Origin of the sequence: Thermosipho atlanticus DSM 15807, assembly GCF_900129985.1 — a bacterium.
Classification (GTDB): domain Bacteria; phylum Thermotogota; class Thermotogae; order Thermotogales; family Fervidobacteriaceae; genus Thermosipho_A; species Thermosipho_A atlanticus.
Map to the genome: position 1 here is coordinate 162,143 of NZ_FQXN01000003.1, position 12,967 is coordinate 175,109.

Consider the following 12,967-nt stretch of genomic DNA (forward strand, 5'->3'; position numbering starts at 1 on the left):
TCTTTTTAGTTATAGGTTATAATAAAGTTAGGAAAGTTTATAAGTGATAAAGAAGGTGTAAAAATGAAAGTTTGGGTTTTAGTAAACGACAAGTCAGAAGCTAAATATGGTTCAGAACATGGTTTTAGTGTATTTGTCAAATACGGTGATAAAAAAATCCTTTTTGATACAGGTCAAAGTAATTTATTTTTTGAAAATGCAAAAAAATTGGGGTTAAATCTTAGAAAATTAGATGCAGTTGTTATAAGCCATGGACACTATGATCATGGAAATGGATTGGAATATTTATTAAAAGAAACTGGGCCCAAACAAGTTTTTGTAGGAAGAGGTTTTTTTAATCACAGATACAGTGAAAAAAGGTATGTAGGACTTAGACATAATAGAGAATATTATGAAAAACTTGGAGGAGAATTTAGAGTTGTTGAAAAAGATTTTGAATTATTTAAAGGCATAAAGATCGTTACAGCTGCACCGATGATAACTTTTGAACAACCTGAAAAAAGATTTAGAATTGAAGATGAATTCAAAAAGTTAAAGCAAGATCTTTTTGAAGATGAATTGTATCTTTCAATTGGAACATCAGATGGTATTGTAGTTATTACAGGTTGTTCTCACAGAGGAATAGTAAACATAGTATCGCATTTATCTAAAAACGGTAAAATAAAAGCAGTTATTGGAGGATTTCATCTTTTAAATAAAACGGATAATGAACTTTATAAAATATCAAAATCGTTAAATACTTTTCACGTTGAAAGTATTTATCCATGTCATTGTACAGGAAGTAAGGCAATTAATATTTTAAAGAAAAACCTTAAAGCTAAAGTAGAGGAATGTCTTACGGGAAGTTTTTTAGAATTTGATGGAGGAAATTAATATGAAAAAATTTCTTGTATTAAGTGGTGGTGGTGCAAGGGGTGCCGCTCATGTTGGAGTTATACGTGCTCTTGAAGAAAGAGGATTTGTTCCAGATGCAATAGTTGGAGTAAGTATTGGAGCAGTTGTTGGTGCAGGATATGCTGTTTTAAAAGATTCAAAAAAACTTTGGGATTATTCTGAAAAAATTTATAAGAAAGCATTTAAATTTTTTCCAATTAGTTTTTCATTAAATAAAAAATTTAATCGCCCTTTTGCAAAGATAAGTTGTTATTATATGGCGAATAAGGTTTCTATTTTGTCTTCAAAATTATATTTTAAAATTTTTGAAAAAGCTTTTGGAAAACTTTCTTTTGAAGATTTAAAGATAAAATTTTATGCTATATCAAATGATTTGAAAAGTGGAAAAATAATTATTCATTCTTCTGGAAAGATTATTGAACCACTTAAAGCTTCAATGGCGATTCCAGGTATTTTTCCTCCAGTAGAATTTGAAGATAAAGTTTTAGTAGACGGTGGGACACTTAACAATTTACCAACAGATATTGCAAGAAAACTTGGAGCTGATTATGTAGTTGCGGTTGATTTGTCTGAAAATAATGGGGAAATGAAAATGCCTGAGACTTCAAATGATATACTTAATGTAATTAATCATATGTGTGAAGATAAAATTCTTTCATTTTTAAGAAAGGAAGCTGATTTTATTATTAGACCACCTGTTAATAATATTGGAACATTTGAGTTTAAACGTAGTTTGGAAATAATGGAAAAAGCATATGAATATACTAAAAAGATTGATCTTCCAAAGGAGATGTTGATGTGAGAATTCATGTTGGGGGATATGGTCTACAAGGTTTAGCAGCAATACCAGTTATTGAGAAATTTTTATCCAAAAAAGATAAAAATTTAGAGATAATTGCAAATGGTCTTGCTGGCTTTTATGCAATTTTATTTGAAAATTTTGGAAGTGAAAAAGCAAGAGAGAAAATAAATAGTTTTGTAAAAAAATTTGAAAGTACTTTTCGGGTTATAAATAGAGTACAAAAAGGAGAGGAGATTGATAAAAGGAAAGCTAGAAAAAAGAAAATAAAATACTGTGTTCTTTGGAGTACTTCTATAGCGATCCATGAACGGAAGGAAATTGAAGAGTTTTTGGGTGATTTAAATATAAATACTTGTGTTAAAGCAGAGGTAATAAATCTTGAAAAACAAACAGTAGAACTTTATGAGGGCTCTTCTTACAATGTTGCAAAAGCCTGCCTTGCTTTTCCAGGAGTTTTTCCACCTTTTAAAGGAAAATATGTTAATACGACATATCTTTCACAGATACCTGTTTCATTTATAGAAGATGGCGATATAGTAGTATTGAACTTTCGAGATTTACCTCAAATTAAATTTGAAAGTGCCAGCGAAATTCTTCTTCAGGCAATGGAATGTAGGATGATTGAATTTGCGAAAAGAGTGTTAAAGTCTAAAAATGTGGAAAAGATAGAAATATAATAGATTAACAAATGTTAGCACTTTTTGTCATACTGAATCTGTATGACGAAGAATCTTAGAATTTTTTTAATATTATCTTATAGTTTGGGGAATTTATAATATTAATAAAGGAATGAAAATCAAAGTATATTTTATTTTTGAGAAATGTTTAATTTTAAGAATAGAATTTCCCTAGTGAAAATAATTAAGAAATAAATTAGATTTGAAATACAAAGAACATTTTGTTACCGATGAAATAAGAAACGATTAGTGGTTGGATGTATTGGAAGGTGCGAGGAAAATATTAACTAATATTATATCAAGTGGTGGAATACCATATATAGCGATAATTGGACCTGTAGCTATGGCAATGGCATTAGGATAGTATTGGGTATACACAGCAAATTGGTATTTTATCATTGATAGGTAGATTATTATCTGTTTTGGATTTAACTGATAATGTTAGAAAGGTAAAAACAATTAGTGAAGATTATAAGTATTTAAGATATTCTGTTGAAGGAGAAGAAGAAAATAGTTCATTTATTATTTATTTTGCGTCTCACATTCCAATACAAAGTGTTAAAGAATTCGCCAAAAAAATAATTTAGATTCAAAAATTGTGTTAATAGAGCATAAATTTAGTAAAGGAAATATAGAATCTGGTGATTGGACAAAGATGGTTAAGGACTAATTAAGAGTTTTCACTGTACTTATAAAAAATGAAATACGGTTTGGAGACTAAAATTAGATAATGTTACTTTTTTAACAATCAAGTTATAGATTAAACTCTAATAAAGGATATTATTTAGTTCTGCCAGAACATGAATGTTTGAATTACCTACTTGAAATGAATAGAATAAGGTTGAGAATAGGTAGGAAAAACACATTATATAAAATAGACTTTTTATCATTAAAAAAAAGCTGCCAGAGAAGTTGGCAGCTTTTTAATTGATTTTTTCTATTTTACATCTGAGCTAATGCTTGTTCTGCAGCCAAAGTTAGAGGATAAATTGTTGGAGCAGCTGTTAATAATGGATGAGTACCTATTTGCATTGTGAATAAATCTTTTGCTGTTACTTCCTTTTGTATAGCCAAGCTTATAATATTTATAATTTCACCGACACTTTTGCCACCTACGATTTGTGCGCCTAACAGCAAACCACATTCTTTAGAAAAAATTAATTTTAAGATTATTTTTGATGCATCCTCAAACTTTCCAGGGTGTCTATCAACAACTTCAGCTCTTCCAACAACGATGTCAAATCCTTCGTTTTTAGCAACTTTTTCTGTTATTCCTGCTGCTGCAAATGCCTTTCCACCAATCATAGTAGAATATGCATTTAATGAACCTTTATTTGTTCTCAATAGTTTTAATTTATATAAATTTGAAGCAGCGATTCTAGCATCAAAAACGGCTGCTGAAGCTAACATTAATCTTGAGGGTTTTCCTGTGAAATAATCTTTGTGTTGGACGCAATCGCCTGCTGCATATACATCTTCTACGGAAGTTCTCATATAGTCGTCAGTTTCTATAAATCCTAACTCAGTGATTTTTATTCCCATCTTTTTAGCTAATTCTGTATTTGGTTTGTAACCAGTAGCTATTATTACCACATCGGCTGGTAACTCTTCGCCATTTTCTAAAATAACTTTTTCAACTTTTCCATTTCCAAAAATTTCTTTTACTTTACTACAGAGAAGAACTTTAACGTTGTCACTTTCAATTTCTTTCTTTGCGATTTCCCCAAATTCTTTATCAAAAGAGGCTGGTAATAGATGATCTTCCAGTTCAATTAAAGTAACATTTTTTCCTGATTTTTTAATTTCATCTGCTACTTCCACACCAATAAATCCTCCACCTATTATTACAACATCTTTCGCATCTTTAATTTTTTCGTGAACTTTTTTCAAATATTTATAATTTTTTGGAATGGTCATTACATTTTCTAGGTCATGCCCTGGTATTGGTATAACACGTGGTGTTGAACCTGTAGCTATAACTAATTTGTCATACTCAAATTCTTCACCATTTTTTGTGAAAATTTTCTTTTTTTCAGTATTTCCATCGATCACTTCATCAATTAATAAATCAATGTTGTTGGCCTTAAACTTTTCTTCAATTCCCATAAAATCGTTTTCAACACTACCTAGTGTGTTAAATATGTAAGGAATACCACATGGGACCAATTCTTTGTCTAATTTTTTTATAACCAAAATTTTTTTGTCTTTATATAGTTTTCTTGAAGTCATTGCGGCTATTAAACCAGCAGCACTTCCACCAATCACAATAATATCGTACTTCATGTTTTCACCTCCACATTGTAAGTTAAAAAATTCACTTTAAGTTTATCGAGTAATAACCAATCAAATTATATCACAATAGTCTATATATGTAAATAGCATATAATATAAGTGCTTTTATTAAATATTAATGTCCGAATAATTTAATGAAAGCTTAAAATGAATAAGTTAAATTATTCACTATTTTGTTGTTTGATATTATACTTTTTATCAAATTTAAGATTTAAATATGATAAACTAATGTCAAGTAGGGTAATATTTGAAGGGGGTATTATATGCCATTAGGTTTGAAATATTATCATACATGTATAAATTGTGAGGGTGTTAATACAGACAATAGAAATTTAAAAGGGTTACCTTGCGAAAAATGTTTGCCAAAAGTGCCAAAAGATTTTGAAAAAACTTTGAAATTGAATGGTAAACTTCAAAAATTAAGTACTTATATTAAATTTCAAAAGAGTTTTGAAGATTTTAAAAAATTTTTTGGAGAAAAAGTGGGTAGTACCTTGAATGGTTATCAAAGAATATGGGCAAGAAGAGTAATTAATTTAAAAAGCTTTACAATGGTTGCTCCTACAGGGGTTGGGAAAACAACTTTTGGAATTACAATTTCTCTCTGGCTATCAAAACAAAAAAAGAAGTCTATACTTATACTTCCTACAATTTCTTTGGTCAAACAGGTTGTTGATAAATTGAAAAGGTTTGAAAGTAATGTAAGATTGTTATTTTATTTGTCAAATATGAAAAAAGATGACAAAAAAATGTTTGAAAAATGTTTCGAAGAAGATGATTATGATATTCTGGTAGTATCAACTCAATTTATTTCGAAAAGACGTGAAAGTTTGAAAGATAAATATTTTGATTTTGTATTTGTTGATGATGTAGATTCCGTGTTGAAATCATCAAAAAATATTGAAACTATAATTTCTCTTACCGGTGTTTCTGAAGAAATATTAAAAGAAACTATTGAAAAAATTAAAAAGGGTGAAAAACCCGTTTTTGGTAATACTCCGCATGGAATTTTAGTTATTTCTTCAGCTACTGCAAAACCTAAAGGGTTAAAACCACTTTTATTTAGATATATTTTTAATTTTAATTTGGGAAGAGCAACTTATCTTTCAAGAAACATAACACATGTAAGGATTAAGGAAAAGAATTTAAAACAGTTGATTGATATATTAAAGATTTTAAAAGATGGAATTGTAATCTATGTTTCAAACGAAGAAGAAGGAAAATACTTAGAAGGTAAACTTAAAGAAAAGGGTTTTAAAATTGGGACAAGTTGGGAGAAATTTGATGAAAATTTTGAGAGGTTCAGAAATAAAGATTTGAATATATTGATTGGTATTTCTTCATATTATGGTAAATTAGTTCGAGGAATTGATTTACCTGAAAGGATAAAATTCTCAATCTTTTGGGGGCTCCCAAAGTTTAAATTGAAAGATGAAGATTTAATAATACCTGATTTTTATACATATGTGCAAGCTACTGGAAGAACATCAAGGCTTTTAAAAGGTAATTTGGTAAAAGGTTTAAGTATAGTTTTTGAAGAAAATGATGATCTGTATGAAAAGTTATTATCAAGATTAGTTTGGTTCTCCGATGAGGAATTTTTTGATTTTAATGAAATTGATCTAGATAAATTAATAAAAGAAGTAGAAGAATCAAGAATGCTTGTTTTAGATACAATACCAGAAAGTAAATCAAGATTAATAGTGGTAGAATCCCCTACAAAAGCTGAAACAATTGCAAAGTTTTTTGGGATATCATCGGTAAGGCAAATGAACGGTTTATTTGCCTTTGAAACTGTTACAAAGGATGGACTTGTAATTTTGACTGCAACTCGTGGGCATACTTTTGATCTTGTAACGAGAAATGGTTACCATGGTATTGAAATAAAGAATGAAAAATTTGTTCCAGTCTATAATACTTTAAAACGATGTAAAAATTGTGGATATCAATTTGTCGATGATACTGAGACATGTCCAAAATGTGATTCAAGAGAGATAGATAATAAAGTAGAAATAATAAAAAGTTTGAGGGAACTTGCAATGGAGGTTGATGAAATACTAATTGCTTCAGATCCGGATGTAGAAGGTGAAAAGATTGCGTACGATGTAGTCCAGTTTCTTTATCCGGTAAATAGGAATATTAAAAGAATGGAAATGCATGAAATAACAAGGACAGGTTTTAGAAATGGCTTGGAAGAACCAAGAAAATTGAGAGAAGATTTGGTTAAATCCCAGGTAGTGAGAAGAGTTGGAGATAGATGGATCGGTTTTGAACTAAGTCAAAAATTACAAAAACATTTTAAAAAGTTGCTTTCGGCAGGGAGAGTTCAAAGTACAGTATTAGGTTGGATCATAAAAAGAGAAGAAGATTACAAAAAGAATGTAAAAACGTTTACACTTTTCTCATTTAATAATGGATTAAAAATTGAACTTGAAGGTAAACAAAAAGATGTAAAAATAAGTATTATTGAAACATTTGAAGATACTATTAATCCTTTACCACCTTTCAATACGTCAACAATTCTTTCAGAAATTTCAAAAAAATATAGATTATCTGTTAATTATATTATGGAAATTCTGCAAGAACTTTTTGAGAAAGGGTTTATTACTTACCATAGGACGGACTCTATTAGAGTTTCTTTAAATGGTCAAAAAATTGCAGAAAAATATCTCAAATCAAAGAAAATGGAAAATATTTTTAAAGCTCGAAGTTGGAGTGATGAGGGTGCTCATGAAGCTATAAGGCCTGTAAAACCTATTGATCCTGAAGAGTTAAAGGAAATGATGGAAGAGAGGTTGATAACGATTAGCAAAAAACATCTTTTGATTTATAAAGAGATTTTTAATAGATTTTTAGCAAGTCAATCTAGGGAAGTTAAAGTAAAAAAAGCAAAATTGCTTATTGAAACTGAAACTGTAAAAAAAGAAGAAGAAATTGTAACTGAAATTTTAGAAAGTGGTTGGAACATTTTTCAACCAATTAAGGTCATATCAAAAATGGAAGAAGCAAAAGTTGTTGAAAAACGAACTTTCAAAAAGCATACAGTTTCGTTATTTACACAATCAACTTTAATAGAAGAGATGAAGTCAAGAAATATAGGAAGGCCTTCAACATATGCGAAGATAATTTCTGTACTGTTTGAGAGAAAATACATAATTGAAGATAAATTTAATAGAATTTTACCAACAAACTTGGGAAAAATGGTATTCGAATATCTTAGTAAAAATTATCAAAAGTTTATAACAGAAGAGACAACAAGAAATTTGGAATTAATAATGGATGAGGTAGAAAGAGGAGAAAGAGAATACCAAATGGTTCTGAAAGAAATGTACGAAGAGATAAGGGGGGGTGGTTATGAATAAGATAAAAACAGGGATTGAGGGATTAGATGAGATTTTATATGGGGGAATTCCGGAAAAAAATGTTGTCTTGTTAAGTGGAGGGCCAGGAACTGGGAAATCGATATTTTCACAACAGTTTTTGTGGTATGGGTTGCAAAATGGTGAATCAGGAATTTACGTTGCCTTAGAAGAGCATCCCATACAAGTAAGACAAAATATGAAACAGTTTGGATGGGATATTAAGCCTTTTGAGGAGCAAGGATTATTTGCTATGGTTGATGCTTTTACAGCTGGAGTTGGAAAATCAAAAGAATTTGAAAAGTATATAGTCATGGATTTAACAGATTTAAGGGATTTTATAGATGTTTTGAGACAAGCAATTAAAGATATTGATGCCAAGCGAGTGGTTATAGATTCAGTAACCACATTGTATTTAAATAAACCAGCTTTTGCTAGGAATATTATATTACAACTTAAAAGAGTTCTGGCGGGGTTGGGTTGTACTTCCTTATTAGTTAGTCAAATAAGCGTTGATGAGCGAGGATTTGGGGGGCCTGGTGTTGAACATGGAGTTGATGGAATTATTAGATTAGATTTAGATGAAATTCAAGGTGAATTAAAAAGGACTTTAATAATTTGGAAAATGAGAGGGACGAAGCATTCATTGAAAAGACACTCATTTGAAATTACAGAGAATGGAATATTAATAACTAATGGTAGGGAGGTGGTAGGATGATACCACTAAATCCCATTGGTAGACAAGAAATTCATAAATTGGAAAGTATTCTTTTATTTACTACACTTTTTCGAAAGGAAGTTTTAGCATTAATTAAGGATCCTTCGGAGAGGCTCACATGGGTGGATAGCCTTGCTGTTGCTTCAGGAGCTATTGCAAGAGAAAAAGCTGGAATGAGAATTACGGAAATTGCTGAAGAGCTTGGGAGAACTGAGCAAACAATACGAAAGCATTTAAAGGGAGAAAGCAAAGCAGGACAGCTTGTAAAAGAAACGTATGATTTAATTAAAAGTGGAAAGATTAATGATATTCAAGTTGACTTTAGCATGCTTATAGAGGAAAACAACAAACTTAAAGAAGAAAATATTAGATTAAAGAATTTACTTAAAGAAATTTATAATAAAATTGATGAGATATTGGACTGAAACTGCGGGGGTTGAAACCCCGCAGTTATTTTTATACGCATACTTATGCATACTTATGCATAAAAAAGCATAAATAAGTATAAGATGCATAAAATTACTTAATTTCTAAAAAAATTGGTTGATATTTTTAAATTTTTTGGTTATACTTTTTATGGCAAACAATATATTAAAGAATTAGGAGGTGTGTTCATGGCCAAAAAAAGAGTAATTATTATGGGAGCAGCAGGACGCGATTTTCATAATTTCAACACATATTTTAGAGATAATCCTGATTATGAGGTTGTAGCATTTACTGCTACACAAATCCCAGATATTGAAGGAAGGGTTTACCCAGCAGAACTTGCTGGAAAATTATATCCAAATGGTATACCAATTGAACCTGAAGAAAAGCTTGTTGAGCTTATTAAAAAACATAACGTTGATGAAGTTATCTTAGCATACAGTGACCTTCCACATCAATATGTTATGGAAAAAGCAGAAACGGTTCTTGCTGCTGGAGCAGATTTTAAATTGATGGGTCCAAACAATACGATGATAGAATCAACAAAACCAGTTATTTCTATTTGTGCAATTAGAACAGGCTGTGGAAAGAGTCAAACTACAAGAAGGGTTTTGGATATATTAAGAGGATTAGGAAAAAAAGTTATTTCTATTAGACATCCAATGCCATATGGTGACCTTGTAGCTCAAAAAGTTCAGAGATTTGCAGATTATTCAGATCTTGATAAACATAAATGTACAATTGAAGAAAGAGAAGAATATGAACCACATATCGATAGAAATAGTGTAATTTATGCTGGTGTTGATTACGAAGCAATTTTAAGAGCAGCTGAAGCTGAAGATCCCGATATTATTCTTTGGGATGGTGGAAATAACGACTTTCCGTTCTACAAAACCGATCTCTTGATTACAGTTGTAGATCCTCACAGGGCAGGCCATGAAATTTCATATTATCCTGGTATGGCAAATCTTCTCATGGCTGACGTTATTGTTATCAACAAAGAAGAAACTGCAAATATCGAAGGTATTGAGCTTGTAAGAAAAAATATTGAAAAGTGGAATCCAAATGCTTTAGTGGTTGATGCAGCTTCACCAATATTTGTTGAAGATCCAGAAGCGATTAAGGGAAAAAGAGTGTTAGTAGTTGAAGATGGTCCAACTCTAACCCATGGAGAAATGAGATACGGTGCCGGATATGTTGCAGCAAAGAAATTTGGAGCTGCAGAAATTATTGATCCAAGGCCATTTGCTGTAGGTTCTATTATTGAGACATATAAGAAATATTCTCACTTGGATAGTATCCTCCCAGCAATGGGATATGGCGAAAAACAAATGAAAGAATTGGAAGAAACAATTAACAGATCAGATGCTGATCTAGTAATTATTGGTACACCAATAGATTTAAGAAGAGTAGCTAAATTAAATAAACCAGCAGTAAGAATTACGTATGAACTTCAAGAAATAGGAAAACCAAATCTTGAAGATATAATAAAGGAATTTTTGAGTAAAAAAGGTTTGCTTTAAAATAAATTAGCGGGGATTGTTCCCCGCTAACTTTTAAGCAGGAGGGGTAAAAATGGGAATGAATTTAAAGGGAAGGTCTCTACTTACATTATTAGATTACACTCCCGATGAAATTAATTATTTGCTTGGATTAGCAAAGACATGTAAAGCTGATAGTAGAGCTGGTATTGTGCATCAAAGGTTTAAAGGAAAAACTCTTGCGATGATTTTTGAGAAAAGATCTACAAGAACAAGAGTTGCATTTGAAACTGCTTTTGGCGAAGAAGGAGGCCATCCACTCTTCTTATCTACCCAAGATATTCAACTTGGTGCAAAAGAATCAATAGAAGATACAGCTAGAGTTTTAGGTAGAATGGTTGATGCAATTATGTTTAGAGGTTTTAAACAAGAAACTGTCGAAATATTGGCCAAGTATTCAGGTGTGCCTGTTTATAATGCATTAACTGATTTGTATCACCCAACGCAGGTTTTAGCTGACCTTATGACTATTGAAGAAAATTTCGGAAAATTACGAGGAATAAAAATGGTATTTATGGGTGATGGAAGAAATAATATGGCAAATTCATTGATGATTGGTTCAGCAAAGATGGGACTTCATTACGTAATTTGTTCCCCTGAGGAATTAAGGCCAAATGAAGAGCTGGTAAAAAAATGTTTAGAAATAGCAAAAGATACAGGTGCAAAAATCGAGTTTACAGATAATGTTGATGAAGCAGTAAAAGGTGCAGATGTTATATATACAGATGTTTGGGCTTCAATGGGTGAAGAAAGCAAAGCAGAAGAGAGAAGAAAATTGTTGATGCCTTATCAAGTCAATGAAAAGGTAATGGAAAAAACTGGAAAATCAGAAACGATTTTTATGCATTGTTTGCCAGCGGTAAAAGGTGAAGAGGTTACATTTGATGTAATTGAAGGAAATCAAAGTAAAGTTTGGGACGAAGCTGAAAATAGGAAACATACTATTAAAGCTTTAATGCTTGCAACAATATAACTAGAATTCTTGAATTATAGAAAAGTATAATAAAGGCCCTCTACAAAAGAGGGCCTTTATTATCTTCAAATAAATTAAAATATCTTTTCCCATTTATCTTCTTCACTTATGTGGAAAAATTTTATTCCTACTTTTTCGCATGATTTATCATATTCTGTATCTCCAATCATTACACATTCATTAGGAGAGATATTCAATTCTTCCATGATTTCTTTGAAAAATAATGGATTTGGTTTAGCAAAATGTGAATTTTCCATGTGAGCTATGTAGGTAAAGTTTTCAGGTTTAAGACCAACAAATCTTATCCTTTTTAATGTGGCAATTTCAGGGAATAAAGGGTTGGAAGCAAATATTAATTTTTTATTTGTTGTTTTAATCTTTTCAACAAGTTTTTTATTGGGTTTCATTACTTTTCCTACTTTATCGAATTCGTTTTCGTAAAAATCAAAGAAAAGGTTATACCAAAACTCCCTGTCGTATTTGTCTTTTGAAACAATAACTTCTAGGAAACTATCGAATAAAAACTTTTCAGGATTTTGATTTTTTAGAATTTCTTCGATAGAACTCATTACCATTTTATAAATATATTCAATAGGTAATTGAGATTTTTTACTCAATTCTAGAAAGTATAATTTCATAAAATCTTGCTCAGGTGTTTCGACGATTGTTCCGTCGTAATCAAGAAATATATACATGATAATTCCTCCCCTCAAAATTTATCATAATTTAAAATTTTTTCTAACTTTTTTCTACTTAACTTTTTTTTGTTTTCATTTGGATAACCAATGGGAAGTATAACTTCAAGATTGTAAAGAGTTGGAGCATTAACAATTTTTGAAATTTCTTTGGGGTTGGGTGGAGTATAAGTTACTGTCGAAAGATTTTTTTCTTCAAGTGCAAGTAACATGTATCCTATTGATAACCATGTCGATTCTTTTGAAAATGGGAATCGTTTATCTGAAAAAACCAAAATGAGATATGGGGCATTAGATAAAAATTCTTTTTTCCAGTTAATATTATGATTTAATAAAAAATTTTTTAATTTCCCCTTTGAGTTTTCATAAAATGTTTTTTCAGCTTTTTCAGCAATTTCTCTAATTTTATCTTTTATCTTTTGATTGGTAATTAGTAGAAAATGCCATGGTTGGGAATTCATTCCTGACGGAGCTTCTTTTGCAGTTGATATTGCATATAAAATATCATTTAACGGTGGAATATTGTTATTGAATTTTCTTATAGTTCTTCGCCTTTTAGCAAATTCAAAAATCATTGTTGTTACCTCCCT

12 protein-coding genes are annotated in these 12,967 nt (G+C 30.5%); 9 read left to right on the top strand and 3 right to left on the bottom strand.

Translation table 11 applies throughout. The annotated features are described in order from the left end of the window. Positions 1-63 precede the first annotated feature (63 nt). The 4 genes from BUB65_RS04780 (at position 64) to BUB65_RS04795 (ending at position 2,960) form a co-directional block, all read left to right on the top strand. Positions 64-873: an MBL fold metallo-hydrolase gene (locus BUB65_RS04780; protein ID WP_073072837.1), complete on the top strand. Its 810-nt coding sequence runs from the start codon at positions 64-66 to the stop codon at positions 871-873. A gap of 1 nt (position 874) precedes the next feature. Beyond that, positions 875-1,696 (top strand): patatin-like phospholipase family protein, encoded by an 822-nt coding sequence (locus BUB65_RS04785; RefSeq protein WP_073072839.1) that lies wholly within the window; start codon positions 875-877, stop codon positions 1,694-1,696. After that, a complete protein-coding gene (locus BUB65_RS04790) occupies positions 1,693-2,373 on the top strand; it encodes a hypothetical protein (protein WP_073072841.1) in 681 nt (226 codons plus the stop codon). Before BUB65_RS04785 ends, BUB65_RS04790 begins: the two co-directional genes overlap by 4 nt. 398 nt (positions 2,374-2,771) lie before the next feature. Then, the gene (locus BUB65_RS04795; RefSeq protein WP_073072843.1) at positions 2,772-2,960 is read left to right on the top strand and encodes a hypothetical protein; all 189 of its coding nucleotides are present in this window, start codon (positions 2,772-2,774) and stop codon (positions 2,958-2,960) included. 355 nt (positions 2,961-3,315) lie between these two features. Here the strand turns inward: BUB65_RS04795 and BUB65_RS04800 are convergent, their stop codons facing one another. Continuing rightward, positions 3,316-4,656, bottom strand: a complete 1,341-nt coding sequence (locus BUB65_RS04800) for an FAD-dependent oxidoreductase (RefSeq protein ID WP_073072844.1) — start codon at positions 4,654-4,656, stop codon at positions 3,316-3,318. A gap of 272 nt (positions 4,657-4,928) precedes the next feature. Between BUB65_RS04800 and rgy the strand changes: the two genes are divergently transcribed. The 5 genes from rgy to argF all read left to right on the top strand — a co-directional run bounded on the left by rgy (position 4,929) and on the right by argF (position 11,682). Then, positions 4,929-8,027, top strand: coding sequence for a reverse gyrase (gene rgy, locus BUB65_RS04805; protein ID WP_073072845.1), 3,099 nt, complete (start codon positions 4,929-4,931; stop codon positions 8,025-8,027). Next, positions 8,020-8,742 (top strand): KaiC domain-containing protein, encoded by a 723-nt coding sequence (locus BUB65_RS04810; RefSeq protein WP_073072846.1) that lies wholly within the window; start codon positions 8,020-8,022, stop codon positions 8,740-8,742. The genes rgy and BUB65_RS04810 overlap by 8 nt, the downstream gene beginning before the upstream one ends. Beyond that, on the top strand, positions 8,739-9,167 hold the full coding sequence (locus tag BUB65_RS04815) for a transcriptional regulator (RefSeq protein WP_073072847.1): 429 nt from the start codon (positions 8,739-8,741) through the stop codon (positions 9,165-9,167). Before BUB65_RS04810 ends, BUB65_RS04815 begins: the two co-directional genes overlap by 4 nt. A gap of 189 nt (positions 9,168-9,356) precedes the next feature. Next, positions 9,357-10,691, top strand: coding sequence for a cyclic 2,3-diphosphoglycerate synthase (locus BUB65_RS04820; RefSeq protein WP_073072848.1), 1,335 nt, complete (start codon positions 9,357-9,359; stop codon positions 10,689-10,691). A gap of 52 nt (positions 10,692-10,743) precedes the next feature. After that, positions 10,744-11,682 carry an ornithine carbamoyltransferase gene (argF, locus tag BUB65_RS04825; RefSeq protein WP_073072849.1) on the top strand — a complete coding sequence of 313 codons (939 nt, stop codon included), beginning with the start codon at positions 10,744-10,746 and terminating at the stop codon, positions 11,680-11,682. 74 nt (positions 11,683-11,756) lie between these two features. Here argF and BUB65_RS04830 read toward each other — a convergent pair whose 3' ends face one another. Then, positions 11,757-12,377, bottom strand: coding sequence for an HAD family hydrolase (locus tag BUB65_RS04830; protein ID WP_073072851.1), 621 nt, complete (start codon positions 12,375-12,377; stop codon positions 11,757-11,759). Positions 12,378-12,391: 14 nt separating this feature from the next. Next, positions 12,392-12,952, bottom strand: a complete 561-nt coding sequence (locus BUB65_RS04835) for a nitroreductase family protein (RefSeq protein WP_073072854.1) — start codon at positions 12,950-12,952, stop codon at positions 12,392-12,394. Positions 12,953-12,967 lie beyond the last annotated feature (15 nt).

What these genes read in the sequence shown, in the direction of transcription:
- BUB65_RS04780 (WP_073072837.1), top strand. Translation starts at nt 64, where the DNA reads ATGAAAGTTTGGGTTTTAGTAAACGACAAGTCAGAAGCTAAATATGGT.
- BUB65_RS04785 (WP_073072839.1), top strand. Translation starts at nt 875, where the DNA reads ATGAAAAAATTTCTTGTATTAAGTGGTGGTGGTGCAAGGGGTGCCGCT.
- BUB65_RS04800 (WP_073072844.1), bottom strand. Translation starts at nt 4,656, where the DNA reads ATGAAGTACGATATTATTGTGATTGGTGGAAGTGCTGCTGGTTTAATA.
- rgy (WP_073072845.1), top strand. Translation starts at nt 4,929, where the DNA reads ATGCCATTAGGTTTGAAATATTATCATACATGTATAAATTGTGAGGGT.
- BUB65_RS04810 (WP_073072846.1), top strand. Translation starts at nt 8,020, where the DNA reads ATGAATAAGATAAAAACAGGGATTGAGGGATTAGATGAGATTTTATAT.
- BUB65_RS04815 (WP_073072847.1), top strand. Translation starts at nt 8,739, where the DNA reads ATGATACCACTAAATCCCATTGGTAGACAAGAAATTCATAAATTGGAA.
- BUB65_RS04820 (WP_073072848.1), top strand. Translation starts at nt 9,357, where the DNA reads ATGGCCAAAAAAAGAGTAATTATTATGGGAGCAGCAGGACGCGATTTT.
- argF (WP_073072849.1), top strand. Translation starts at nt 10,744, where the DNA reads ATGGGAATGAATTTAAAGGGAAGGTCTCTACTTACATTATTAGATTAC.
- BUB65_RS04830 (WP_073072851.1), bottom strand. Translation starts at nt 12,377, where the DNA reads ATGTATATATTTCTTGATTACGACGGAACAATCGTCGAAACACCTGAG.
- BUB65_RS04835 (WP_073072854.1), bottom strand. Translation starts at nt 12,952, where the DNA reads ATGATTTTTGAATTTGCTAAAAGGCGAAGAACTATAAGAAAATTCAAT.